23 protein-coding genes and 1 other RNA gene are annotated in these 23,356 nt (G+C 62.2%); 16 read left to right on the top strand and 8 right to left on the bottom strand.

Translation table 11 applies throughout. The annotated features are described in order from the left end of the window. Positions 1-214: 214 nt before the first annotated feature. A complete protein-coding gene (locus tag MHI61_RS27160) occupies positions 215-592 on the top strand; it encodes a DoxX family protein (RefSeq protein ID WP_222139343.1) in 378 nt (125 codons plus the stop codon). Positions 593-596: 4 nt separating this feature from the next. On the opposite strand, the gene MHI61_RS27155 is transcribed toward MHI61_RS27160, so the two are convergent. The 3 genes from MHI61_RS27155 to MHI61_RS27145 all read right to left on the bottom strand — a co-directional run bounded on the left by MHI61_RS27155 (position 597) and on the right by MHI61_RS27145 (position 4,580). Next, entirely contained in the window at positions 597-2,708 is a 2,112-nt protein-coding gene (locus MHI61_RS27155) for a mechanosensitive ion channel family protein (protein ID WP_239791255.1), read from the bottom strand. Positions 2,709-2,913: 205 nt separating this feature from the next. After that, positions 2,914-3,945: a phosphogluconate dehydrogenase (NAD(+)-dependent, decarboxylating) gene (gene gnd / locus MHI61_RS27150; protein WP_239791254.1), complete on the bottom strand. Its 1,032-nt coding sequence runs from the start codon at positions 3,943-3,945 to the stop codon at positions 2,914-2,916. Positions 3,946-4,097: 152 nt separating this feature from the next. Further along, a complete protein-coding gene (locus MHI61_RS27145) occupies positions 4,098-4,580 on the bottom strand; it encodes an SRPBCC domain-containing protein (RefSeq protein ID WP_097604004.1) in 483 nt (160 codons plus the stop codon). Between the two features lie 55 nt (positions 4,581-4,635). On the opposite strand from MHI61_RS27145, the gene MHI61_RS27140 reads away from it, so the two are divergent. The 3 genes from MHI61_RS27140 to MHI61_RS27130 all read left to right on the top strand — a co-directional run bounded on the left by MHI61_RS27140 (position 4,636) and on the right by MHI61_RS27130 (position 6,659). Then, positions 4,636-4,971: a helix-turn-helix domain-containing protein gene (locus MHI61_RS27140; protein ID WP_239791253.1), complete on the top strand. Its 336-nt coding sequence runs from the start codon at positions 4,636-4,638 to the stop codon at positions 4,969-4,971. Positions 4,972-5,041: 70 nt separating this feature from the next. Then, positions 5,042-5,608, top strand: coding sequence for a helix-turn-helix transcriptional regulator (locus MHI61_RS27135; protein ID WP_239791252.1), 567 nt, complete (start codon positions 5,042-5,044; stop codon positions 5,606-5,608). A gap of 67 nt (positions 5,609-5,675) precedes the next feature. Continuing rightward, a complete protein-coding gene (locus tag MHI61_RS27130) occupies positions 5,676-6,659 on the top strand; it encodes an NAD(P)-dependent oxidoreductase (RefSeq protein WP_239791251.1) in 984 nt (327 codons plus the stop codon). Positions 6,660-6,860: 201 nt separating this feature from the next. On the opposite strand, the gene ssrS is transcribed toward MHI61_RS27130, so the two are convergent. From ssrS to MHI61_RS27115, 3 genes are all read right to left on the bottom strand, one after another. Further along, positions 6,861-7,019, bottom strand: a non-coding RNA gene (ssrS, locus tag MHI61_RS27125) — 6S RNA. Positions 7,020-7,088: 69 nt separating this feature from the next. Next, the gene (locus MHI61_RS27120; protein ID WP_239791250.1) at positions 7,089-7,466 is read right to left on the bottom strand and encodes a cell division protein ZapA; all 378 of its coding nucleotides are present in this window, start codon (positions 7,464-7,466) and stop codon (positions 7,089-7,091) included. Between the two features lie 16 nt (positions 7,467-7,482). Then, the gene (locus MHI61_RS27115; protein WP_009994078.1) at positions 7,483-7,758 is read right to left on the bottom strand and encodes a DUF4164 domain-containing protein; all 276 of its coding nucleotides are present in this window, start codon (positions 7,756-7,758) and stop codon (positions 7,483-7,485) included. A gap of 334 nt (positions 7,759-8,092) precedes the next feature. Here MHI61_RS27115 and tkt point away from each other — a divergent pair, with 334 nt between their 5' ends. The 8 genes from tkt to MHI61_RS27075 all read left to right on the top strand — a co-directional run bounded on the left by tkt (position 8,093) and on the right by MHI61_RS27075 (position 18,034). After that, positions 8,093-10,066 (top strand): transketolase, encoded by a 1,974-nt coding sequence (tkt, locus tag MHI61_RS27110; protein ID WP_096769884.1) that lies wholly within the window; start codon positions 8,093-8,095, stop codon positions 10,064-10,066. A gap of 80 nt (positions 10,067-10,146) precedes the next feature. Beyond that, positions 10,147-11,157, top strand: coding sequence for a type I glyceraldehyde-3-phosphate dehydrogenase (gene gap, locus MHI61_RS27105; protein WP_239791249.1), 1,011 nt, complete (start codon positions 10,147-10,149; stop codon positions 11,155-11,157). 142 nt (positions 11,158-11,299) lie between these two features. After that, the gene (locus tag MHI61_RS27100; RefSeq protein ID WP_097603999.1) at positions 11,300-11,614 is read left to right on the top strand and encodes a hypothetical protein; all 315 of its coding nucleotides are present in this window, start codon (positions 11,300-11,302) and stop codon (positions 11,612-11,614) included. A 134-nt stretch (positions 11,615-11,748) separates the two neighbouring features. Further along, positions 11,749-11,928: a hypothetical protein gene (locus tag MHI61_RS27095; protein ID WP_097603998.1), complete on the top strand. Its 180-nt coding sequence runs from the start codon at positions 11,749-11,751 to the stop codon at positions 11,926-11,928. A 354-nt stretch (positions 11,929-12,282) separates the two neighbouring features. Then, positions 12,283-14,157, top strand: a complete 1,875-nt coding sequence (locus MHI61_RS27090; RefSeq protein ID WP_239791248.1) for a potassium/proton antiporter — start codon at positions 12,283-12,285, stop codon at positions 14,155-14,157. A gap of 70 nt (positions 14,158-14,227) precedes the next feature. Next, positions 14,228-15,430 (top strand): phosphoglycerate kinase, encoded by a 1,203-nt coding sequence (locus MHI61_RS27085; protein ID WP_239791247.1) that lies wholly within the window; start codon positions 14,228-14,230, stop codon positions 15,428-15,430. Positions 15,431-15,716: 286 nt separating this feature from the next. Further along, positions 15,717-16,742 carry a class I fructose-bisphosphate aldolase gene (locus tag MHI61_RS27080; protein ID WP_239791246.1) on the top strand — a complete coding sequence of 342 codons (1,026 nt, stop codon included), beginning with the start codon at positions 15,717-15,719 and terminating at the stop codon, positions 16,740-16,742. 368 nt (positions 16,743-17,110) lie between these two features. Continuing rightward, positions 17,111-18,034, top strand: coding sequence for a PhzF family phenazine biosynthesis protein (locus tag MHI61_RS27075; protein WP_239791245.1), 924 nt, complete (start codon positions 17,111-17,113; stop codon positions 18,032-18,034). A 22-nt stretch (positions 18,035-18,056) separates the two neighbouring features. Here the strand turns inward: MHI61_RS27075 and MHI61_RS27070 are convergent, their stop codons facing one another. Further along, a complete protein-coding gene (locus MHI61_RS27070) occupies positions 18,057-18,221 on the bottom strand; it encodes a hypothetical protein (protein WP_239791244.1) in 165 nt (54 codons plus the stop codon). A gap of 173 nt (positions 18,222-18,394) precedes the next feature. Here MHI61_RS27070 and MHI61_RS27065 point away from each other — a divergent pair, with 173 nt between their 5' ends. The 3 genes from MHI61_RS27065 (at position 18,395) to MHI61_RS27055 (ending at position 20,926) form a co-directional block, all read left to right on the top strand. Next, a complete protein-coding gene (locus MHI61_RS27065; RefSeq protein WP_239791243.1) occupies positions 18,395-19,675 on the top strand; it encodes an MFS transporter in 1,281 nt (426 codons plus the stop codon). A 154-nt stretch (positions 19,676-19,829) separates the two neighbouring features. Further along, positions 19,830-20,021 carry a DUF1192 domain-containing protein gene (locus MHI61_RS27060; protein ID WP_010031580.1) on the top strand — a complete coding sequence of 64 codons (192 nt, stop codon included), beginning with the start codon at positions 19,830-19,832 and terminating at the stop codon, positions 20,019-20,021. Positions 20,022-20,410: 389 nt separating this feature from the next. Then, positions 20,411-20,926, top strand: a complete 516-nt coding sequence (locus tag MHI61_RS27055; protein WP_004679442.1) for a DUF1465 family protein — start codon at positions 20,411-20,413, stop codon at positions 20,924-20,926. 138 nt (positions 20,927-21,064) lie between these two features. On the opposite strand, the gene rpmE is transcribed toward MHI61_RS27055, so the two are convergent. After that, the gene (gene rpmE / locus MHI61_RS27050) at positions 21,065-21,286 is read right to left on the bottom strand and encodes a 50S ribosomal protein L31 (RefSeq protein WP_003566413.1); all 222 of its coding nucleotides are present in this window, start codon (positions 21,284-21,286) and stop codon (positions 21,065-21,067) included. Positions 21,287-21,478: 192 nt separating this feature from the next. Here rpmE and MHI61_RS27045 point away from each other — a divergent pair, with 192 nt between their 5' ends. Next, positions 21,479-23,281: an ABC transporter transmembrane domain-containing protein gene (locus tag MHI61_RS27045; RefSeq protein WP_239791242.1), complete on the top strand. Its 1,803-nt coding sequence runs from the start codon at positions 21,479-21,481 to the stop codon at positions 23,279-23,281. The last annotated feature ends 75 nt before the right edge of the window (positions 23,282-23,356 follow it).

Below are 23,356 nucleotides of genomic sequence, written 5' to 3'. Positions count from 1 at the left end.
TCGGCGGGAATCATTTTTCGAAGACGTAACATGGCAGGCATAGAAGCTCCATGAGGCCATGTCGCCGCTGCCCCAGCCCCGCCGCCTGCGCCTCAATCATCCTCAAATGGGGCGAAAGTGAGCAGGCAAACTGTATTGCCACATTGCATTTTCGTAAGCTTGCGAAGAGTTTGCGGTGATGACGAAGATTTGAGACGCGAGCGAAGGATTAGACATGCAGGATGACCTGGCCTTCCTGATCCTCATCCTCGGCAGATTGCTGCTCGGCGGCTTTTTCCTTGCCGCCGGTATCCATCATTTTTTCGTCATCGTGCCGATAACCGACGCCATCGAAGCCCGCGGCATACCTTTTGCGAAATGGGTGCTGCTGTCCGGCAGCGTCTTTCAAATTGCTGCCGGCCTCCTCATGATGCTGGGTCTCTTCGTCGCCGCGGCAGCGTTCGGCCTCATCGTCTTCACGCTTGCCGCCTCCGTGATGCTGCTGAATTTCTGGGACATGGAAGGCACTGCCCGCGACAGCGCCATCAGCAGCTGGAAAAGCAACATGGCCATTATCGGCGGTCTGCTAACCGCAGCCGCTGCGGCGATGTGAGACGTCAGGTGGACGGCTCACCGCCGGCCCCCGCATGCGCAGCATAGCGCGCCGCGGCGGCATCCACTTCTACTGCGCGATCGCCGGCCACGTGCACCGTCGGCACGGCGAATTCGATGCCGTTTTCCTTGAAAGCATTGCGGATCATCGCCAGTGCATTGCGGCGGATAACGAACTGTTCGCCAGGCTTCGTCATCATCGACAGGCGGATCTCGATCGCGAATTCGCCGAACTGCTCGACACCCTTCATCTTCAGCGTCTCGATGATGTGCGGGCCGAATTCGGGGTTTTCGAGCAACGTCTGGCCGATCTGCTTGATCACCTTCTTCGCTTTGACGAGATCGGTGTCGTAGGTGACGTTGAGGCTGATCTTGTCGATCGTCCAATCGCGGTTCAGGTTCTTCACCGCGCCAAGTTCACCGAACGGCACCGTCGTCAGCGGCCCGCGATGATGCCGCAGCTTCACCGAGCGCAGGCTGAAGGCCTCGACGACGCCTTTGTGACTGCCGCTTTCGATATATTCGCCGACGCGGAAGGCATCGTCCCACAGATAGAACATGCCGCTGATGACGTCCTTGACGATCGTCTGGGCGCCGAAACCCACCGCAACGCCGACGACGCCGGCGCCGGCAATCAATGGCCCGATCTCGATGCCGAGGCCCGAGAGCACCATGAGAACCGCAATGACGGCGATGACCACGGCAAGAATATTGCGGAAGATCGGCAGCAGCGTCTGAAACCGTGCATGTTTGGCCTTCTCCTCGTCCGTCGCGCCGCCGTCCAAGGGCGAGCCGAGCAGCTTGCCGTCGATATAGGCTTTGACGACGTGCCAGAGCAGATCGGCAGCAAGCAGGATGACGATTCCGCCGATGACGCCGCGGGCGATCTTATCGACCATTTTGTCGCCGGCCGCCATCGTGTCGGCGCCGACGCCGAGCAGTTGGCCGAGCCAGATGGCCGCGAATCCGATAATCAGCGCCCGCACGCCGCGGTCGAGCAATACGGCGGCAATGCGGCGCGTGGCAAGGAAGCTTGCCTCGGTCTGCTGCAGCGATTTCACCGCAATCGTCGAGACGGCGAGCACTCGCGGCAGCATCAGCACATAGATGCCGAGCCAGAGCAGCCAATTGAACCCGGTGACCCACAGCCCCCAGAGCAACAGGAAATAAACGGTGAGCGCCCAGGACATCCCATGACTGCGCTTCTCGTCCTTCTGAGGCCGCGACCAGACAGCTTCGATCGCGATCAGCAGCAGCCCGATGCCAAGGATGTAGCCGACGAAGAGCCGGGCGCTCGGGGAAAAGCCGAGCGGCTCCATCGACTGGATGGCCGCCCAGCCAAGCATGAAATAGATGACGAAAATCGCAGAGCGGCGATACCAGAAGAGCGCGACTGCGCGTGACGGCATGGTCGGCACGGTCACGCCTTGCCGCTCTTCCTCGGCCCGCGCCAGCCCGATGAGATCGACCAGGACGCCACCCACGCAAATCGTGAAACGCTGGACGATGAGCGCGACAGCGCAGAGGATCGCCACGCTCTGGCTAAGCGGCGGCCAACTGAGGCTGAAAAGCGCGAGCATGGTTGCTGCGGCAAAAATGAGAGCCGGCACGACGCGCGGCGTCAGATGCATGCCCGCCATCTGAGCCAGGCGCCGCCGACGACGGCGGAAGGCATAGCGGGCCATGCTTTCGACGATGGCCCCGAGCAGGAAGATCGCCAGAAATTGCGCGATCATTCGACTCCAGCCGGTGGCGGCGACTTCGCCGAAGAACAGCGAGGACGCATTGCCGAGCTGCGAGGGCAAGCTCATCGCCGCGTCGGACACCATCGAGACATGCTGGCGGGCATGCTGCAGCAGGCCCGAGAGAACCGACATCTGGTTCTGGGTCGCCGAATCGGCCGCAGAGGGTGCCGCCATCTGCGTCGCCATCCACTGCCTGACCTCCGGTGCCTGCATGAGCTGCATCATCTCACGCACCTGCGCCGGTGGGGTATTGGCAGCCGGCGCTTGCGCAGGCGTTTGGGACAAGCCGGGTGAAGCCCCCGCGAAAAGCGCAACGCATGCCAAGATGCCGAATATGGCGGCCTTCAAGCCCGCCGCCGTGCCACGTCCCATGACCGCCCTTCCAATGGAGTGTCGGCCGCTCTGATGGAAGCACCCCCGACATTTCCCTTTCCGCAATGGATACTCGTGACCGCAGCCGCCAGCAAGCGGCAGGAAAACCATACCAATGGCTAGGCATGGCGCCGAAAAATGTGAGCGGTTTTCGAGCGACGTCATGCTCTAACAGTTAATTTAGAACAGGATTCAGCTGCGGCCCTTAAGATTTCGGCGCCGGCTTTTCCACGTGGCCGCCGAAGCCGGCGCGCATCGCCGACAGAACCTTGTTGGCGAATTCGTCATTGTCGCGCGAGGAGAAGCGGCCGTAGAGAGCCGCACTCAGCACCGGCGTCGGCACGCTTTCGTCGATTGCCGCCATGATCGTCCAGCGGCCCTCGCCGCTGTCCGAGACACGGCCGGCAAACTTCGAAAGTGCCGGATCGGCATGCAGCGCATCGGCGGTCAGATCGAGCAGCCACGAGGTGATGACGCTGCCGCGGCGCCAGACTTCGGCGACATCCTGCAGATTGAAATCGTATTGGAAATGTTCGGGATGGGCGAGCGGCGCGGTTTCCGCATCGGCCTCATGCGAGGCGGCGCCGATATTGGCGTGTTTCAGGATGTTGATGCCTTCGGCATAGGCAGCCATCAGGCCGTATTCGATGCCGTTATGGACCATCTTGACGAAATGGCCGGCGCCATGCGGGCCGCAATGCAGGTAGCCCTGTTCCGCGGTGCTCACCGCTGCCGCTTCGGCGGTGCGGTTCGGCGATGCTTCCGTCGTGCCGGCGCCGGGGGCGAGTGTTGCAAAGATCGGCGAAAGATGGGCGACGGTGCCCTTTTCGCCGCCGATCATCAGGCAATAGCCGCGCTCCAGGCCGAAGACGCCGCCGCTGGTGCCGACATCGACATAATGGATGCCTTTGGTGATCAGCTCGGCGCCGCGGCGGATGTCGTCGTGGTAATAGGAATTGCCGCCGTCGATGACGATATCGCCGTTCTGAAGCAGCGGCACCAGGCTCGAAAGCACCTTGTCCACGATCGCCGCCGGCAGCATCAGCCAGATCGCCCGGGGATGCTGCAGCTTCGAGACGAATTCTTCGAGCGACGCGCTTCCGATCGCGCCGAGGCCTGCGAGCTCGGCAACGCTTTCGGGCCTGGCGTCATAGACGACGCATTCGTGACCGCCCCGCATCAGGCGCTGGACCATGTAGTTGCCCATGCGGCCCAAACCAATCATGCCAAGCTGCATATGAATCTCCTGGAAACCGAATGAAGTATCGACTCCGGAAACTAGCACCCGCAGTGTGACAGGCAAGCGAAGTCTCGGCCGTATCCGCGCCTGCGACGATTGCGCCGCGGCGAGATGGCGTCGGACCGAAGAGCCCGACGCCGGCTCATCCCTCACTCATCGGGCGCGCTGGCCGGTTCACCCTTCATCTCACTCAGGAACATGCCCTCGCGCAGGTTGATGCCGTACTCGACGAAGGCCTTCATGCAGCAAAGCATCTGCGTCCAGCCTTCACAATTGAGATAGGTGCCGCGCCGGCCGGCTTCGTCCTCGCGCCAGCCGTTCTCGGCAATCGTCACCAGCGTGCCGCCATCCTCCAGCGGTTTGAAATTCATCTCCACCAGCGTCTTGTACGTCGTCTTGTCCTCGCCGGTACCACCGTCCCAGCGAAGCACGATGCGGCTTTCCGGCACGAGTTCGACGACCTCGACCGGCGCATCCTTCCACCAGGTCACGGTCGTGCCTTGAACGAGCGGAGCGCTCGCCCCGCCGATCGTGGTGAAATAGCTGCTGAGCTTCTTCGGATTGACGACGGCGTCGAACACCTCTGCGACGGGACGGCCGATGCGGCCGGAAATGCGGATTCCGAGAGACATGGCATTGCTCCTCTTCTCCATTGTGTCTGGGCTCATTATGTTATAAAAATATAACATGTCAAGCGAATCAACCGACGATCCTGTTTTCAAGGCGCTGGCGCATCATCGCCGCCGCGAGATTCTCGATCGGCTCAAGGATGGCCCCCGCACCACAGGGACCGTTTGCGAGATGTTTCCTGACATGGACCGCTGCACGGTGATGCAGCATCTGAAGGTGCTGGAGGAAGCCGATCTGGTCATCGCCAGGAAGGAAGGGCGCGAACGCTGGAACCACCTGAACAGCCTGCCGATCAAGCAGATCTACGATCGCTGGATCAGCGCCTATGCCGGTCATGCCCTGTCGATCCTCGATCGGCTGAGAAGCGATCTCGAAGGCCAGCCGGAACAATGACCGGAGCACCCCATCTTGCCTCCCGGCCGGCCGCAATCCCATGCTGACCAAAAGACAAGAGACGGGACAGATGACGATATCGGGGGCCGGCATACGCCGCATGCGGCTGCTGCGCAGCATGAAGCAGCAACACCTCGCCGAACTCCTCGGCGTCAACCAGGCGACCATCTCGCGCTGGGAGCGAGATCAACTTGCCCTCTCATCGGAGCAGACCTTCAAGCTGGAGCGGATTTTCGCCTCGCCGCACCATGCCGCGGCCGATGCGGCCTTGAAACGGCTGGTCGAGGACTGCCTCCGGCCTGTGCATCTGATCTGCGACAGCACCCACCGGCTGCTGTCCGCCTCCCGTCCGCGGCAGGCGGAATGGCGTGCACCGATCGGCGCCTTTCTCGGCCGCTCCCTTTTCCCCTACGCCTCCGCCGAGATCGCCGCCGCCGAACAATCGCTGGAGGCATGCGGCTGGCATGAGGGCAGGCTCATGTCGTTGACATTCGATACCGGTGCCAACGGCAATGCGCGCCTGCCGATTGCCGCCGGCCGCGTCACCTGGGAACGGATCATGCTCTCCGACGGCAGCGCCGGTCGCCTCGTCACCACCGTCACCGAGCCTGCAGCTTTCCTGCACCCCCATGCATAATTTATGCGTTGTCCGAAAATGCCGGTCTTAATAGCCTCCGCCGCGGAAACGGTCTGGAGAAAATGCAATGACGATACTGGTGACGGGAAGCACCGGCCACCTCGGCGAGGCGCTGATGCGCGTCCTGAAGGCGCAAGGCCGATCGGCGCGCGGCGTCGACATCAAGCCTTCGGATTTCACCGACGCGGTCGGCTCCATCGGCGACCGCGCCTTCGTCCGGCAGGCGATGTCGGGCATCAGCCACGTCATCCATGCCGCCACGCTGCACAAGCCACATGTGGCCACTCACGGCAATCAGGATTTCGTCGACACCAATATCGGTGGCACGCTGAACCTGCTTGAAGAGGCGGCCGCCGCACGCGTTGCAAGTTTCATCTTCACCAGCACCACCAGCACCTTCGGCGCAGCATTGACGCCGGCCGCCGGCCAACCGGCCGCATGGATCACCGAGGACGTGCTTCCGGTCGCGAGGAACATTTACGGCGTGACGAAGCTCGCTGCCGAAGGTCTGTGCGAACTCTTCGCCCGCAAATTCGCATTGCCGGTCGTTATTCTGAGGACGTCGCGTTTCTTTCCCGAAGGCGACGACGACCCCGACATTCGCAACGCCTATTCGCCGGCAAATGCCCAGGCCAACGAGTTGCTCCATCGCCGCGTCGATATCGCCGATGTGGTCGGCGCCCATCTGCTCGCCCTCGAAAGGGTGCGTCACGTTGGCTTCGGTCGCTACATCATCTCGGCCACCACGCCGTTTTTACCAGACGATCTCGCCGAGATCAGGCGCGACGCGCCTGCGGTCGTCGAGCGGCTCTTTCCGGGAGCCCGCGGCCTCTATGCCGAACGCGGCTGGAAGATGTTCCCGGCGCTCGACCGCGTCTACGTCAACGAGCGCGCACGGCGCGAACTCGGCTGGCAGCCGCGCTATGATTTCCGCTTCGTGCTCGATTGCCTGCGCGAGAATCGCGAATGGCGCAGCCGATTGTCGCTCGAGGTCGGCTCCAAAGGCTATCACGACGAAATTTTCGCCGAAGGCCCCTATCCGGTCAATTAATGACAACGACTTCCTGACGCAGGATGGTTTCCAGGTGGGCGCAGCCTACAAGGCGGAAGGCGGCACCGACGTCGACACCATGTTCCAGGTCTTCCAGGTCACCCTTCCCGGCTCGAAGAAGTAGTCGCACCTGCTGAAAAAAGGCGGACGCGCGCCGCGTTCGCCTATCGATCTGCTGCCTTTGCCGGCGATGGAGAGAAAGTGCGATCCACGACCACCGATGGATGTTTACGATCCTGGGCGCCTACAAACGTAGGTGGGCACCGTGTGTCCAGGCCCACGGGCCTGGCCAGGGACAGCTCCCTTTGGATCGAGTATGGCCCCAGGGATTGTGGTTCCTGTCGAGAGGCGCAGACCGCATCGCGATATATAAGGTCGTTTGCATCGACGCGCCAGTGGCGACAGCAGGCCGCGCCGATTTAATTGAGGTCAATTGAGCTCGGGGGCGGAGCGGCCATTCAGCTTGTCGGTGATGCCGCGGATGCGGCTCGACACCTCGCCAAGCGCTGCCGCCAGCGTTTCCTCGGTGCGGGCGGTCGCGGCAAGCACCGTGTCGCGGTTGCCGCGCAGCGACTCCAGCTCGGATTCCAGCCCGGCGATGCGGCGCGTCAGTTCGGCGATCTCGTCCATGATCATGATGCCGGCCATGACGGTGATCCTGAGATCGCCGATCTCACCGAACTGATCCTTGAGATGGCCGACATAGCGATCGAAACGGGTGGCAAGATCGGTCAGATGATCCTCCTGCCCTTCCTCGCAGGCCATGCGATAGGCCTTGCCGTCGATCGTTACCGTCACCTGCGCCATGTCATATTCTTTCTCATCAGCGATCCAGAACCGCGCGGATCGTTTCCATGGCCGTCACCAGCCGCCGCGATACCTCGCGATTGACCTCTTCCAGCCGATTGGCGCGGAATTCGGCCTGGTCGAGCTCCTGCGCCAGCCGGGAGCGGTCAGCGTGCACGCGCCGCACTTCGCCCTCGATCTCCCCTTGCTCGCGCTGCCGCTCGATGCGCATGTCGACGGCGTTTTCGAGGCTCGAAATCGCCTGCCTCAGCTCGTTCAGCGCTGCTTCCATGGTTTTGCCTGTGGGCATCATGCCTTTCCGATTCCCGCGCAGGATCCGCGAATCGGCACTCTGCACCGATCCTGTGATGTCAAAAAGGATATGCAGTTCGCCAACGACCCGTCAATAAATCCCCATACCCGTCCGCTAGCCTATCTTGTGGATGAGCGTTTTATCGGTGCCTGCCGCATAAGATTTGTCATTTGTACAATCGCGCGAGCAAATGTCAAAAATCGCCGCAACCCCGCCGGATTCGGCCCGCCATTTATTGACTCGCCCGTCTTAACTGCTATGTCTCTGCCGCTTTCATTCGATGGTCTTGGAGGCTCGAGGCCATCCCCCGACACTCGGAGCTTGCGGAAAAGCCATGACCTCTCCCGAACAAAACGACCGGATGGCGAATGCGATCCGTTTCCTCGCCATGGACGCCGTTGAAAAGGCGAATTCCGGCCACCCCGGCATGCCGATGGGCATGGCCGACGTGGCAACGGTCCTGTTCACCAAATATCTGCGCTTCGATCCGAAGAAGCCGCACTGGCCGAACCGTGACCGCTTCGTGCTCTCTGCCGGCCACGGCTCGATGCTCCTCTACTCGCTGCTCTATTTGACCGGCTATCCCGATATGACGGTCGAGGATCTGAAGCAGTTCCGCCAGGTCGGCTCCAAGACCGCCGGCCACCCGGAATACGGTCATGCGACCGGCATCGAAACCACGACTGGCCCGCTTGGCCAGGGCATCGCCAACGCCGTCGGCATGGCGATCGCCGAGCGCAAGCTGCGCGAGGAATTCGGTGCGGACCTGCAGGATCACTATACCTACGTCATCAATGGAGACGGCTGCCTGATGGAAGGCATCAGCCATGAGGCGATCGCGCTTGCCGGTCATCTGAAGCTGAACAAGCTGATCCTCTTCTGGGACAATAACTCGATCACCATCGACGGCGCCGTCTCGCTGTCGGATTCGACCGACCAGATCGCCCGCTTCAAGGCCGTCCACTGGAACACCATCGAGATCGACGGTCACGATCAGGCCGCCATCGCCGATGCGATCGAGGCCGCCCACCAGTCCGATCGCCCGACCTTCATCGCCTGCAAGACGGTCATCGGCTTCGGCGCTCCGAACAAGGCCGGCAGCCACAAGGTTCACGGCAGCCCGCTCGGCGCCGATGAAATCGCCGCCACCCGCAGGGCTCTGAACTGGGATTACGAGCCCTTCGTCGTCCCTTCCGACATTCTCGAGGCATGGCGTTCGGCCGGCACCCGTTCCGACAATATCGTCAAGGCATGGGAAGAAACTCTGTCCAGATCGCCGGCCAGAGCGGAATTCTCCCGCCGTATGGCAGGCGACCTGCCGGAAGGTTTCGATGCCGCGATCAGCGCATATAAAAAGAAGCTCGCCGAGACCAGGCCGACGGTTGCAACCCGCAAGGCATCCGAGGACGCACTCGAAATCATCAACGGCTTCGTGCCGGAAACCCTCGGCGGCTCCGCCGACCTGACACCGTCGAACAACACCAAGACCAGCCAGATGCACTCGATCACGCCGACGGATTTCGCCGGCCGTTACGTGCATTGGGGCATCCGCGAGCACGGCATGGCGTCCGCCATGAACGGCATTGCGCTGCATGGCGGCCTCATTCCCTATAGCGGCGGCTTCCTGATCTTCTCGGATTATTGCCGCCCGCCGATCCGCCTCGCAGCACTGATGGGCATCCGCGTCATCCACGTCCTGACGCACGACTCGATCGGCGTCGGCGAAGACGGCCCGACGCACCAGCCGGTCGAGCAGCTCGCCGGCCTGCGCGCCATTCCGAACCTGCTGGTCTTCCGGCCGGCCGACGCCACGGAAACGGCGGAATGCTGGCAGATCGCCATCAAGACGCACAACCGTCCGTCGGGCCTTGCCCTGACGCGTCAGAACCTCAGCCCGGCCCGCACCGAATACAGCGAAAAGAACCTTTGCGAACAGGGCGCCTATACGCTCGCCGGCAATGCCGACGCCAAGGTGACGATCTTCGCCTCCGGCTCGGAAGTCGAAATCGCCGTCGCCGCTCGCGCCGCTCTTGAAGCCAAGGGTGTTTCGGTGCGCGTCGTCTCGGTGCCCTGCACCGAACTGTTCTTCGAGCAGCCGGACGCCTATCGCAAGGATGTTCTCGGCAACTCGCCGGTCAAGATCGCCGTCGAAGCCGCCGTCCGCGAGGGCTGGGACGCCTTCATCGGACCGGAAGGCACTTTCATCGGCATGAAGAGCTTCGGCGCGTCCGGCCCGGTCAAGGACGTTTACAAGCATTTCGGCATCACCGCCGACGCCGTCGTTGCGGCCGCGGAAGCAAAGCTTTAAAGAGGGCGCCTTGAGGCGCTCTCCATCTCCTCAATTCCAGGCCTCTCTATCGGGCTCTATTCTATCGGGAGTGAATGCACATGACAGTCAAGGTTGCCATCAATGGTTTCGGCCGCATCGGCCGTAACGTCCTTCGCGCTATCGTCGAATCCGGCCGCACCGACATCGAAGTCGTCGCCATCAACGACCTCGGCCCGGTCGAGACCAACGCCCACCTGCTGCGCTACGACTCGATCCACGGCAAGTTCCCGGCAAACGTGAAGGTCGAAGGTGACACGATCACCGTCGGCAACGGCAAGCCGATCAAGGTTACGGCGATCAAGGATCCGGCAACGCTTCCGCACCGCGAACTCGGCGTCGACATTGCCATGGAATGCACGGGCATCTTCACCGCCCGCGACAAGGCCGCCGCCCATCTGACGGCCGGCGCCAAGCGCGTCATCGTTTCGGCCCCTGCCGACGGCGCTGACCTGACCGTCGTCTACGGCGTCAACCATGACCAGCTCACCAAGGAGCACCTGGTCATCTCCAACGCGTCCTGCACCACCAACTGCCTGGTGCCGGTCGTCAAGGTTCTCGACGACGCCGTCGGCATCGACCACGGCTTCATGACGACCATCCACTCCTACACCGGCGACCAGCCGACGCTCGACACGATGCACAAGGACCTGTATCGCGCCCGCGCAGCCGCCCTCTCGATGATCCCGACCTCGACGGGCGCAGCCAAGGCCGTCGGCCTCGTCCTGCCGCATCTCAAGGGCAAGCTCGACGGCACCTCGATCCGCGTTCCCACCCCGAACGTTTCGGTCGTCGACTTCAAGTTCGTCTCCAAGAAGGCGACCACGGCCGGCGAAATCAACGAAGCCATCAAGGCCGCCTCCAACGGCGCGCTGAAGGGCATCCTCGGCTACACCGACGAGCCGCTGGTCTCCCGCGACTTCAACCACGACAGCCACTCCTCGATCTTCGCGACCGATCAGACCAAGGTCATGGAAGGCAACTTCGTGCGCGTCCTGTCCTGGTATGACAACGAGTGGGGCTTCTCCAGCCGCATGTCCGACACGGCCGTCGCCTTCGCCAAGCTCATCTGAGAGCCTGACGATCGAATCTTCGGAAACGGCCCGGGAAACCGGGCCGTTTTGTTATAGGTACCGCGCCGGATCGATTGCGAAACCTGATATGGTGCACCAAGCCCTGAACCGCTTCGCCGGCCGGGGAGATAGGGAGAGATGCATGGATTACTTTACCGTTGAGATCGCCGGCCGCGCCATTGCCAGCTTTCGTTCGAAAAACCATGAGGAAGCGACGCACTTCTTCGAGGCGGAAGATTTTCGCGACGACCTGACCATCCTGGAATCCGAAGGCAAGCCCCTGTGGGACCGTAAGGCCGCGCTCAGCCTGCGCAAGGCGACCGCCGAGGAAGCCAGCGAAGTCGAGCACGCCTATGAATTCGACGACGATCCGCAAAGGACCATCGACGACGAATTCGTCGTTTTCCTGGTTCCGGTCGAGGATCTGACCGACGGGGGCGACGACACCGCAGACTGACAGCCGATCTGCCTCATCTTCTGTTTTGAAAGCCGCTTCGAAGCGACGGGTTCGGTGGCCGCAAGGATGAAATCACGGTTGGCAATCCACTGGCCAAGCGTGATAGATTGAGGAAATGCAAGTGGAGGCGATAAATGGCAGAGGCGCAAAAACGCTTGTCCCATACCACCCTCAAGCGGCGGCAGCGGTTTCATCGCAAGCGGGACGTCAGACCTGCCGTGCTGGCAACGGCCAATCGTCTGGTCGTTCGGGCTGCCGTGTTCATCGGTCTTTCGTTTCTCGCCGTCATCACACTTCAGGCGGTGTTGGGATAGCACTCGCCCAAACCGCGGCTGCGATCCCTTCCTCTCGCCAGTGGACAAGACGAACGGGGGCGGCTCGCAGATACCGGCAGGAAAAATCGATCTTCGTGCCTTTCGCCCTGCTCTTGCCTGATTTGCTTATACATTCTTTGTAGAGAGTTTCTCCCGTAGCATTTCCGTGTCGGTGGCCGTCCGGCAGCCGTTCAGCAGCATGATGCAGCACGAGACGAGGTTAAGCCGCAAGGCCTACCCTTCGCTGCCGTTTTGCCGTTTACTGATGCATCGACGCGCGTGGTGGAGGGGTTGAGACAAGGCGGATCGGCCGGGGGTGGCCGCATCGGCAAGCATTCGATGGAAGGGGTGGGCATGGAAGCGTTCTATATCGTAGTGCTGGTCGCGACGGCGCTCGTGCTTCTTGCCGCTTTTTCGAGCCTGCTCGCCTTCCGCTTCGGCGCCCCGCTGCTTCTGCTGTTTCTGATGATCGGCCTTGCCGCCGGCGTCGACGGTCTCGGCATCGAATTCAGCAACAACTATCTGGCCTATATTCTCGGCTCCATCGCGCTTGCCGTCATCCTGTTCGATTCCGGCTTTGGCACGCCGATGCAGGCCTTCCGGCTGGCAGCCGTGCCCTCTCTCACGCTCGCCTCCGTCGGCGTGCTGATCACCGCCTCGCTCTTTGCCTTCGCCGCCATGTGGCTTTTGAACTTCACCTGGCTGGAAGGACTGCTGCTCGGTTCGATCGTCGCCTCGACGGATGCCGCCGCCGTCTTCTTCCTGCTGCGCATCGGCGGCATCAACATCCGTGACAAGGTGCGCTCGACGCTCGAAGTCGAATCCGGCACCAACGATCCGATGGCGATCTTCCTCACCATCGCCCTTGTCGAGGTGCTGGCGAGCGGCGAGCGTTACGACGGCATCAATATCGGCATGCTCGCCATGTTCGTGCAGCAGATGGGGCTCGGCGTCATCCTCGGCCTGCTCGGCGGCATGATGATCGTGCTGATCGTCAGCAAGCTCGATACCGACCGCGGCCTGACGCCGATCTTCGTGCTGGCGCTCGCCCTGCTCGTCTTCTCCTTCGCCGGCACGGTCGGCGGCAGCGGCTTCCTCGCCGTCTATGTTGCCGGCATCTACGCCGGAAATCGCAAGATGCAGGCGATCGGCACCATCAAGCGCTTCCAGGACGGCATGACCTGGCTGGCGCAGATCATCATGTTCCTGGTACTCGGCCTGCTCGCCACGCCGTCGCAATTCCCCGTCATCATCGTGCCGGCCATCCTGCTCGCCTTCTTCCTGATCTTCGTCGCCCGGCCGCTGGCGATCTGGCTGTCGCTGCTTCCCTTCGATTACACGCAGCAGGAAATCGGCTTCGTCGCCTGGGTCGGCCTGCGCGGCGCCGTCTCCATCCTGCTTGCCATCATGCCGATCCTCGGCGGGCTGGAGAACGGCCAGATCTATTTCAACACCGCCTTCATCATCGTGCTGGTCTCCCTGCTCGTCCAGGGCTGGACGATCAAGCCCGTCGCCAAGAAGCTCGGCCTCATCATTCCGCCGCGCATCGGCGCCGTCGACAAGGTCGAGGTCGACCTGCCGGGCGCCGCCAACCACGAACTGCTCTCCTATCGCGTCATCAAGGATAGTCCCGTGCTGCGCGGCGAGCGCATCCCGCGCTGGGCGACACCCTCGCTCGTCATCCGCGATGGCAAGTCGATGCGTTATCAATATGCCGGGCGGCTGCGTGAGAACGATCTCGTCTACCTCTTCATCGTGCCAAGCTACTCCCGCCTGCTCGACCGGCTCTTCGCCAGCCGTGCGCCTGTGGACGAAGACGATGCTGAATTCTTCGGTGCCTTCGCGCTCTCGCCTGCCCGCCCCGCCGCCGATCTTGACGCCGCCTACGGTCCCGGCCTGCTCAACGAGTCCGAAAAAGGTCTGACGATCGCCGAATTGATGCGGCAGCGCCTCGGCGGCAAGGCCGATTATGCCGACCGCGTCCGCCTCGGCTCGATCATTCTCATCGTCCGCGATCTCGACGAACACGACCACGTCACCTCCGTCGGCATGTCGCTCGAAGCGGTCGAACCGGCAATCACCCTGCCGATCTTCATCAATCTCAAGGACATCATCCAGCGCATCCGCGAGCGACTGAAAGGACGCCGGAATCGCGAAGTGGCGGCCTCCGAAGACGCGCCGAAAGCATCGGCAGAAGGCGACGAAGCCAGGCGCGAAAACGGCCGTTGAACGCCTTGCGTCTCGAATGATCCTTGCTATGGTCGGCGCAACTTCCGCCAACCAAGACTGGATCCTCCCCATGCCTGCTTTCAAGACCCTCGACGATCTCACCGACATCAGCGGCAAGCGCGTTCTCGTACGCGTCGACCTCAACGTTCCGGTCAAGGACGGCAAGGTCACCGATACGACGCGCATCGAGCGTGTGGCGCCGACGATCCTCGAATTGTCCGACAAGGGCGCCAAGGTGATCCTGCTTGCCCATTTCGGCCGGCCGAAGGACGGCCCTTCGCCGGATCTGTCGCTGTCGCTGATCGCCCCTTCCGTCGAGGAAGTGCTCGATCACGCCGTGGCGACGGCTTCCGACTGCATTGGCGAGGCCGCCGCTTCCGCCGTCGCCGCGATGAACGACGGTGATATCCTGCTTCTGGAAAACACCCGCTTCCACAAGGGCGAGGAAAAGAACGACCCCGACTTCACCAAGGCGCTTGCCGCCAATGGCGATATTTATGTCAACGACGCCTTCTCCGCCGCCCACCGCGCCCATGCCTCGACCGAGGGCCTTGCGCATCACCTGCCGGCCTATGCCGGCCGCACCATGCAGGCCGAGCTGGAAGCGCTGGAAAAGGGCCTCGGCGCCCCGGCCCGCCCGGTGGTCGCAATTGTCGGCGGCGCCAAGGTTTCGACCAAGATCGACCTCCTGATGAACCTCGTGAAGAAGGTCGACGCGCTCGTCATCGGCGGCGGCATGGCCAACACCTTTATCGCCGCCCGCGGCACCAATGTCGGCAAGTCGCTCTGCGAGCATGACCTCGCTGAAACCGCCAAGCAGATCATGATCGAGGCCGCGACATCAGGCTGCGCCATCATCCTGCCGGAGGACGGCGTCGTTGCCCGCGAATTCAAGGCGGGTGCCGCCAACGAGACGGTCGATATCAGCGCCATTCCCGCCGATGCGATGGTGCTCGACGTCGGGCCGAAATCGGTCGAGGCTATCAACGCCTGGATCGAGCGCGCCGCAACGCTCGTCTGGAACGGTCCGCTCGGCGCCTTCGAAATCGAGCCCTTCGATACCGCAACGGTCGCTGCCGCGAAATACGCCGCCGAGCGCACGGCAGCCGGCAAGCTCACCTCGGTTGCCGGCGGCGGCGACACCGTCTCGGCGCTCAACCATGCCGGCGTTGCCGACGATTTCACCTATGTCTCGACCGCCGGAGGCGCCTTCCTCGAATGGATGGAAGGCAAGGAACTTCCCGGCGTCGCCGTCCTCAACGCCGCCGGATAAGACCGAGCGCCTCGGCGCGAAAAAGCGCATTCGGCGTCGCATCTTGCAATAGGCGGTGCGGCGCTGCAAAACGCAATTTGGCAGGTTTTACATGTGGATAGACCGCGGTGGCGAGAAGCCTTCCGCGGTCTTTTGCTCAAGACTTGAAAAAAATCCCATTTTTTCAAACGATTGAATTGATTTCAATCGTTTCAGTGACTTAGCCTTCCATTTTCCTCTCTATAAACTTCTGTTATCGCCGTCCTATATTCTTAAACCGCCGATGTTAACGCTGTGGAGAGATCGAATGAGCGAACGACTGGAAGACATTGCAGTGCAGATGGTTGCAGGTGGCCGGGGACTGCTTGCGGCTGACGAATCGACCTCCACCATCAAGAAGCGTTTCGACACGATCAATCTCGAATCGACCGAAACCAGCCGTCGCGACTACCGCGAGATGCTCTTCCGCTCCGACGAGGCGATGAAGAAATATATTTCCGGCGTCATTCTTTTCGAAGAGACGCTCTACCAGAAGGCCGCCGACGGCACGCCTTTCGTCGACATCATCCGCGCTGCCGGTTCGATTCCCGGCATCAAGGTCGATACCGGCGCCAAGCCAATGGCCAAATTTCCCGGCGAAACCATCACCGAAGGCCTCGACGGCCTCGGCGAGCGCCTTGCCCGCTATTATGAAGCCGGCGCCCGTTTCGCCAAGTGGCGCGGCGTCATCGCCATCTCGTCGACGCTGCCGACCCGCGGCTCGGTCCGTGCCAACGCTCAGGCGCTCGCCCGCTATGCGGCTCTCTGCCAGGAAGCCAAGATCGTGCCGATCGTCGAGCCGGAATGCCTGATGGACGGCAAGCCGGGCGACCATAACATCGACCGCTGCGCCGAAGTCACCGAAGCCACCCTGCGCATCGTATTCGAGGAACTGGCCGAAGCCCGCGTCAGCCTCGAAGGCATGATCCTGAAGCCGAACATGGTGATCGACGGCAAGAACGCCCGCAAGGCATCGGTCGAAGAAGTTGCCGAAGGCACCGTCAAGGTTCTGAAGGCGACCGTTCCCTCCGCCGTTCCCGGCATCGCCTTCCTCTCCGGCGGCCAGACGACCGAAGAGGCGACCGCGCATCTTTCCGCCATCAATGCCACCGGCGACCTGCCCTGGCTTGTCACCTTCTCCTACGGCCGCGCCCTGCAGGACAGCGCCCTCAAGGCCTGGAACGGCAAGCCGGAAAATGTCGCCGCCGGCCAGCGCGAATTCACCCACCGCGCCGAGATGAACAGCCTCGCCGCCAAAGGCAGCTGGAAGAAGGATTTGGAAAAGGCCGCTTGATTTTGGACTTGGGATTTGGGTGGGGGCGGCAACCACAACATCGCCGCTCCCGCCAATCCCTTCGGCTCCCGCATTCCTGTGCTCGTCACAGGAATCCAGTGCGCCCAAGTCCTTGCGCGCGAAAGACTCTTTTCCCTGAAATATTGATTCACTCACGGCGCGGACGCGCCGTGGCTGGATTCCTGTGACGAGCACAGGAATGAGTGGCTGGAGAGACGCCGTCCTTCCCATTGCCACCGGGGAAGTTGCGTGGACAAAAAGTGCGGCGCGTAAGACGCTCACCCCCGCATTGTCACGGCGACAAGAAACTACTTCATTCCCTTAAAAACCATGCTTACTCATGACCGCCTGCCACAACAGGAGCCGCCATGAACACCATCTCCTACGTCACCGTCGACGTCTTCACCTCCACCCGCTTCGAGGGCAATCCGCTTGCCGTCATTTCCGATGCCCGGGGCTTGAGCGATGCGGCGATGCAGAAGATCGCCACCGAGTTCAACTATTCCGAAGTCACCTTCGTTCTGCCGCCCGAAGACGATCGGAATTCAGCCCGCGTGCGCATCTTCACTCCGACGATGGAGATCCCTTTCGCCGGCCATCCGAATGTCGGCACCGCCTACGTGCTCGGCCGGCAGGCCGAGATCTTCGGCAAGCCGGTCGGCGACAGGCTGCGCTTCGAGGAAAGGGCCGGCATCGTCGAAGTCGACCTGAAACGCAACGGCGGACAGATCGAGGCCACCGCCATCCGCGCGCCGCAGCCGCTGACGATCGGCGACACCATTGCCGAGGAAACCGTCGCCCGTTGCATCTCGCTCGATCCGGGCGACATCGTCTCCACCACCCACGCGCCGGTCTTTGCCTCCGTCGGCCTGAACTTCGCCGTCGCCGAATTGAAGGGGCTCGAAACCCTGGCCGCCGCCCGTCTGAACCTTGCCGGCTTCCAGGCGGCCGCGGGCCGGCAGGCGACGAGCGGCCACGACTTCTCGCTCTTCGTCTATGCCAGGACATCCGACGATCCGTGGCATATTCGCGCCCGCATGTTCGCGCCCCTCGACAACGTGCCCGAGGATCCGGCAACCGGCAGCGCTTCGGCAGCACTCGGCGCCTATCTTGTCTCGCTTGCGCCGGACGCCGATATGGACGTCCACATCACCATCGAACAAGGCGTCGAAATGGGCCGCCGCAGTATCATTGCCCTCGATGTCGTGAAATCCGGCGGGATCGTCACCGATGTCGTCATCTCGGGACGCTGCGTTTCCGTCATGCGCGGAGAAATCATCCTGCAGGACTGACGATCCGGGCTGGAGTGCGGGCTTACATCAGGAAGTCGCGCGATAAGAGCGCCACGGCCCAGACACCGAAGGCGATGAGCGCGATCTTCCAGAAATCCATGCGCCGCCGGAGGCCGGGGAGCCCGAGCGGCTTGATCATCTGTATCGCCATGGCAAGCAGGAGCAGCAAGGCTATCAGCTTTGTCATGCTTTATTTTTTCCATTTTTCGGAATGTCACAGGACGGACATTTTTCCGCGCGAACAAGAGCATCTCGACACGCCGTAAAGATATTCCGGGGCACAATCAATCATCTTGAGGCTGGCCAGGCGCAGGTCTTGCCTTATGTCCGTTTACAATCGCTGAGACCGAGTCTGGGGAAATGAAGAGAAATCTGCTGTCCGTCGCCGCGTTGCTCTTTGGCACGCTCTTCCTTTTCATGGGCAACGGCCTGCAGGGCATCCTGCTTCCCGTGCGCGGCAATCTCGAAGGCTACGCCACCACGACGCTCGGCCTGCTCGGCACCTCATGGGCCGGAGGATTCGTCATCGGCTGCCTGGTGGCGCCGAACCTGGTGCGCCGCGTCGGCCATGTCAGAGCCTTCTCCGGCTTCATCTCGATCATCGCCATCATCGCGCTGGTCAGCGGCATCATCATCGATCCTATCTGGTGGGTGGTCCTGCGCGCCGTCACCGGCTTCTCCACCGCCGGCACTTCGATGATCATCGAAAGCTGGCTGAACGAGCGCGCCAGCAACGAAAGCCGCGGCGCGATCTTCTCGCTCTATATCGGCATCACACTGCTCGGCGTCGTCGGCGGCCAGATGATGATCCCGCTCGAGGATGTGCGCACGCCGGTGCTGTTCATGATCTGCGGCATCTTCTATTGCATCGCCATGCTGCCGACGACACTTTCGACCGCCGCCTCGCCGCAGCCGCTGAAGGCCGTGCGTCTCGACCTGCCGGCGCTCTACCGCAATTCGCCCGTCTCCTGCCTCGGCATCCTGCTCGTCGGCATCGCCAACGGCGCCTATGGCACGCTGGGCGCCGTCTTCGGCGCCGGCGCCGGCCTTTCCGACACCAGCATCGCCGTCATGATGAGCGCCACCATCTTCGCCGGCGCCGTGATGCAGTTGCCGGCCGGCCGACTTTCCGATCGTATCGACCGGCGCTACGTGCTCGCCGCCATGTCGGCGATCGCCGCCCTCGCCGGCCTGCTGATCTTCATGCTCCACCCGACATCGCCCGCCTTGCTGATCGGGCTGGTTGTCCTTTACGGCGCGGTGGCCAACACGCTCTACCCGATCGCGGTCGCTCACGCGAACGACTTCGCGGCATCGGAGGATTTCGTCAAGGTCTCCGGCGGTCTGCTTCTCCTCTACGGCATCGGCACGGTTATCGGCCCGACGCTCGGCGGCCCCGTCATGTCGGCGATCACACCGCATGCGCTTTTCCTGGTCACGGCCATCGCCCATGTGCTGATCACCGTTTATGCGATTATCAGAAGCCGCATCCGCGCTGCCGTCCCGGCCAGCGACCGCGACGCCTATACGACGATCCCGACCGGCACTTCGCCGATGCTGACGCCGGAAAGCATGTCCCTTGCCGACCGCGGCACCGGCAAGTCTCCCGAAAGCAGCGATCCTGCTGTAAAGTTCGGATAGAGCGTCCCGCAGGACTGCGCTGCGTTTTTTTCCGTAACTCATGAACGGGAAGCTCAGGACAAGGGTGCGTTTAGGCCGGATCGGTCTAAATTTCCCTTCCGTATCACCCGTATTTTTCGCCATCATGCTGCCTGCAGCAAAAGGAGGAGAACCGATGAGCTTTATCGATGACGACCGGCCGCAGAAGAAAACCGCCCATGAGATCGGCGCCGATCTCTCCCTGCTTTCGGTGGACGAGCTGAAGGCGCGAGTGGAGTTGCTGAAGACCGAGATCACCCGCCTGGAAGCCGAGGCCGCCCGCAAGGCCTCCGGACGACAGGCGGCGGAAAGCTTCTTCCGATCATGATCCGTAAAAACCTCAAAAAACAACAGCATGGCTGACCAAACGAGCCAGCCTCAAGTCTTCATTCGGCACAATGTTAATAAAATATTAAGCTTTATAAGGTATTACTATATTCATCCAGATTTCCTCTGGGTCTCAGACAGTTTTCCATGCGGTGAATTGGTCTGATTTTTCTCCCTGTTTTACCTTGAGAGCCGCTTTTGCGGCTCTTCTTTTTGCTGCGGCCGGCGCATTTCCATGAAACTGTGGAGATTAACCCTTTCTTAAGAAACGGCTTGCGCATTTGCGCTAATGATACCATCTTAAAGTCATAAAGACCGGCTCGGGAAACTTTTCCGTCGGCGCCGGCGTTACCTGACCATAAGTAGCTGCGTGCAACAGGGACTATTGCGATGTCGGAAGTTGGATTGAACACGATCAGTTTTGCGGGCCGCGCGGCTGCATCCTCACAGTTCAAGGCGCTTTATGCCGAAGGCATGTCGCTGGTCGAGGAGACCGCCGCCTATCTCGACGGCCAGGGCCGCGCAGCCTCCAAGGTTCTGCCGCGCATGGCGTCCGTCCTCTATGCCGCGGAATCGATGCGGCTGACCACCCGCCTGATGCAGATGGCTTCCTGGCTGCTGCTGCAGCGCGCCGTCAACAACGGCGAAATGTCCCGCGATCAGGTGCTGGCCGAGAAGAACAAGGTTCGCCTGGACGGCTTCAACGTCGACCGCGCCGCACCGGGCTGGGGCGATTTGCCGGAATCCTTCCGCGATCTCGTCGAGCGCTCGCTGCGCCTGCAGAACCGCATCGCCCTGCTTGATCGCGAAATCTATCGCCCGGCCGAAGCCGTGATCGTTCACGACAATCAGAACAGCGTGCAGGCCCAGCTTTCCCTGCTGCAGACGGCCTTCGGCAACAACTGACCGATCTGACAAATTCCATTTGAACCGGCTGCGCCTTGCGCGGCCGGTTTTTCATTTGCTGCGCTACCGCGCCAGCCTGCAAACGCAAAAAAGCCCGGCAGAACCGGGCTCTTTTCAAATTCCGTCGAGCAGAAGCGATTAGAGGCCGAGGCCGCCGAAACGCTTGTTGAACTTGGAAACGCGGCCACCGCGGTCCATCAGCTGCTGGTTGCCGCCGGTCCAGGCCGGATGCGACTTGGAATCGATTTCGAGGTTCATGACAGCACCTTCCGAACCCCAGGTCGAGCGGGTTTCGTATTCGGTGCCATCGGTCATGACTACCTTGATCATGTGATAGTCGGGATGGATGCCTGCCTTCATAACAATCTTCCTGCGATACCGGAGTTCAATTTGCCGCATGCAGTTGCGGCCACCGAACCGATTGAATAAATGAAGCCGCAGTCGTGATGGCTACGGCTTCCCATTAGGATGGCGTGCCTATACATGAAGGACGCCGGGATAACAAGAGCCAACAGGCCGCATTAGCGGGTCCTCGCGGCGATCGGAGATGATTTGGCAGAACAGGGACGGGCTGAAGAAAACAAAAGGCGGTCGTTGCGACCGCTTGGCAGACTGACGCCTTATCTCATGCGCTATCGCGGCCTGATGGCCGGTGCGCTTATTTCGCTGACGCTTGCTGCCGTCACCTCGCTGGCGCTGCCGCTCGCCGTACGCCGCATGATCGATCACGGCTTCACCCAGTCGGATGGCCGCTTCATCAACAGCTATTTCGCCATGCTGATGGTCATGGCGGTCGTGCTCGCTGTTGCAAGCGCCATGCGCTATTATTTCGTCATCACCATCGGCGAACGCATCGTTGCCGATCTGCGCCGCGATGTCTTTGCCCATGTGACGCGGCTGTCGCCCTCCTTCTTCGACGTCAACCAGTCCGGCGAAATCATCTCGCGTCTGACTGCCGACACGACGCAAATCAAGTCCGCCGTCGGCGCCACTGCTTCCGTGGCGCTCAGGAACCTGATCCTCTGTCTCGGCGCCATGGGCATGATGGTCGTCACCTCCCCGAAGCTTTCCAGCCTCGTCATCGGGGCGATCCCGCTCATCGTCTTCCCGCTCGTCGCCTTCGGCCGCTCGGTGCGCAGGCGCTCCCGCGCCGCCCAGGATACGCTTGCCGAAGCGTCCGCCTTTGCCAACGAGACGATCGCCGCAACCCGCACGGTCCAGGCCTTCAACGGCGAAGGTGCCGCAGCGACGCGCTACGGCGGCGCCGTTGAATCCGCCTATGAGGCCGCCCGCGCCGCCATCCGCTCGCGCGCCTTGCTGACCGGCATCGCCATCACGCTGATCTTCGGCAGCGTCGTCGCCGTGCTTTGGGTCGGCGCCCACAGCGTGCTTGCCGGCACGCTTTCGGCCGGCACGCTCGGTCAGTTCCTGCTCTATGCCGTCATTTCGGCCGGATCTCTTGGCGCACTGTCGGAGGTCTGGGGCGAACTCTCGCAGGCGGCCGGCGCTGCCGACCGTCTGACCGAGCTTCTCGACGAGGTCTCGCCGATCGCCGCCCCAGCCAGCCCCGAAGCCCTGCCCTCGCCCAGCCGCGGCCGCGTCGAATTTTCCGACGTGCATTTCGCCTATCCCTCGCGCCCCGGCAAATCGGCGCTGCATGGCTTGAACTTCGCCATCGCACCGGGCGAAACCGTCGCCATCGTCGGCCCCTCCGGCGCCGGCAAGAGCACCGTCTTTTCGCTGCTGCTACGCTTCTACGATCCGCAGCAGGGCAGCGTGACGATCGACGGTGTCGACGCCCGGCTGACGACACCGGACGAGTTGCGCCAGCGCATTGCCATCGTGCCGCAGGATGTCACCATCTTTGCCGCTTCGATCCATGACAACATCGCCTTCGGCCGCCCCGGCGCCTCGCGTGAGGAGGTCCGCGCCGCAGCCCTTGCCGCCCAGGCCGACGAGTTCATCGCCCGGCTGGAGAGCGGCTATGAGACCGAGGTCGGCGAACGCGGCGTCACCCTCTCGGGCGGCCAGCGGCAGCGCATCGCCATTGCCCGCGCCATCCTGAAGAACGCGCCCGTACTGCTGCTCGACGAGGCGACGTCAGCCCTCGACGCCGAAAGCGAGACCCTGGTGCAGAAGGCGCTCGACGGCCTGGTCGACGGCCGCACGACCCTCGTCATCGCCCATCGCCTCGCCACCGTGCTGAAGGCCGACCGCATCCTCGTCATGGATCAGGGCCGCGTCGTCGAGGAGGGCACGCATCAGAGCCTCATCCGCCACGGCGGCATCTATGCGCGCCTCGCCCGGCTGCAGTTCGATGCCGCCAACGAGGATGTACTCGCTTCCGCGAAATGACCGGCATCCGCTTTTCCCAGGACAGCAACTAAAGTCTGAGCTCTCTTGCACTCTCTCGCGGTTGCCTTTCCCGCC

The sequence above is a fragment of the Rhizobium sp. K102 genome (assembly GCF_022385315.1).
GTDB lineage: Bacteria > Pseudomonadota > Alphaproteobacteria > Rhizobiales > Rhizobiaceae > Rhizobium > Rhizobium croatiense.
The sequence above is the reverse complement of the archived record's forward strand: the minus strand, read 5'-3'. Positions and strand labels throughout refer to the sequence as shown.

Excerpts from the sequence above, each read along its gene's own strand:
- MHI61_RS27160 (WP_222139343.1), top strand. The coding sequence starts at position 215 with ATGCAGGATGACCTGGCCTTCCTGATCCTCATCCTCGGCAGATTGCTG.
- MHI61_RS27155 (WP_239791255.1), bottom strand. The coding sequence starts at position 2,708 with ATGGGACGTGGCACGGCGGCGGGCTTGAAGGCCGCCATATTCGGCATC.
- gnd (WP_239791254.1), bottom strand. The coding sequence starts at position 3,945 with ATGCAGCTTGGCATGATTGGTTTGGGCCGCATGGGCAACTACATGGTC.
- MHI61_RS27145 (WP_097604004.1), bottom strand. The coding sequence starts at position 4,580 with ATGTCTCTCGGAATCCGCATTTCCGGCCGCATCGGCCGTCCCGTCGCA.
- MHI61_RS27140 (WP_239791253.1), top strand. The coding sequence starts at position 4,636 with ATGTCAAGCGAATCAACCGACGATCCTGTTTTCAAGGCGCTGGCGCAT.
- MHI61_RS27135 (WP_239791252.1), top strand. The coding sequence starts at position 5,042 with ATGACGATATCGGGGGCCGGCATACGCCGCATGCGGCTGCTGCGCAGC.
- MHI61_RS27130 (WP_239791251.1), top strand. The coding sequence starts at position 5,676 with ATGACGATACTGGTGACGGGAAGCACCGGCCACCTCGGCGAGGCGCTG.
- MHI61_RS27120 (WP_239791250.1), bottom strand. The coding sequence starts at position 7,466 with ATGGCGCAGGTGACGGTAACGATCGACGGCAAGGCCTATCGCATGGCC.
- MHI61_RS27115 (WP_009994078.1), bottom strand. The coding sequence starts at position 7,758 with ATGATGCCCACAGGCAAAACCATGGAAGCAGCGCTGAACGAGCTGAGG.
- tkt (WP_096769884.1), top strand. The coding sequence starts at position 8,093 with ATGACCTCTCCCGAACAAAACGACCGGATGGCGAATGCGATCCGTTTC.
- gap (WP_239791249.1), top strand. The coding sequence starts at position 10,147 with ATGACAGTCAAGGTTGCCATCAATGGTTTCGGCCGCATCGGCCGTAAC.
- MHI61_RS27100 (WP_097603999.1), top strand. The coding sequence starts at position 11,300 with ATGGATTACTTTACCGTTGAGATCGCCGGCCGCGCCATTGCCAGCTTT.
- MHI61_RS27095 (WP_097603998.1), top strand. The coding sequence starts at position 11,749 with ATGGCAGAGGCGCAAAAACGCTTGTCCCATACCACCCTCAAGCGGCGG.
- MHI61_RS27090 (WP_239791248.1), top strand. The coding sequence starts at position 12,283 with ATGGAAGCGTTCTATATCGTAGTGCTGGTCGCGACGGCGCTCGTGCTT.
- MHI61_RS27085 (WP_239791247.1), top strand. The coding sequence starts at position 14,228 with ATGCCTGCTTTCAAGACCCTCGACGATCTCACCGACATCAGCGGCAAG.
- MHI61_RS27080 (WP_239791246.1), top strand. The coding sequence starts at position 15,717 with ATGAGCGAACGACTGGAAGACATTGCAGTGCAGATGGTTGCAGGTGGC.
- MHI61_RS27075 (WP_239791245.1), top strand. The coding sequence starts at position 17,111 with ATGAACACCATCTCCTACGTCACCGTCGACGTCTTCACCTCCACCCGC.
- MHI61_RS27070 (WP_239791244.1), bottom strand. The coding sequence starts at position 18,221 with ATGACAAAGCTGATAGCCTTGCTGCTCCTGCTTGCCATGGCGATACAG.
- MHI61_RS27065 (WP_239791243.1), top strand. The coding sequence starts at position 18,395 with ATGAAGAGAAATCTGCTGTCCGTCGCCGCGTTGCTCTTTGGCACGCTC.
- MHI61_RS27060 (WP_010031580.1), top strand. The coding sequence starts at position 19,830 with ATGAGCTTTATCGATGACGACCGGCCGCAGAAGAAAACCGCCCATGAG.
- MHI61_RS27055 (WP_004679442.1), top strand. The coding sequence starts at position 20,411 with ATGTCGGAAGTTGGATTGAACACGATCAGTTTTGCGGGCCGCGCGGCT.
- rpmE (WP_003566413.1), bottom strand. The coding sequence starts at position 21,286 with ATGAAGGCAGGCATCCATCCCGACTATCACATGATCAAGGTAGTCATG.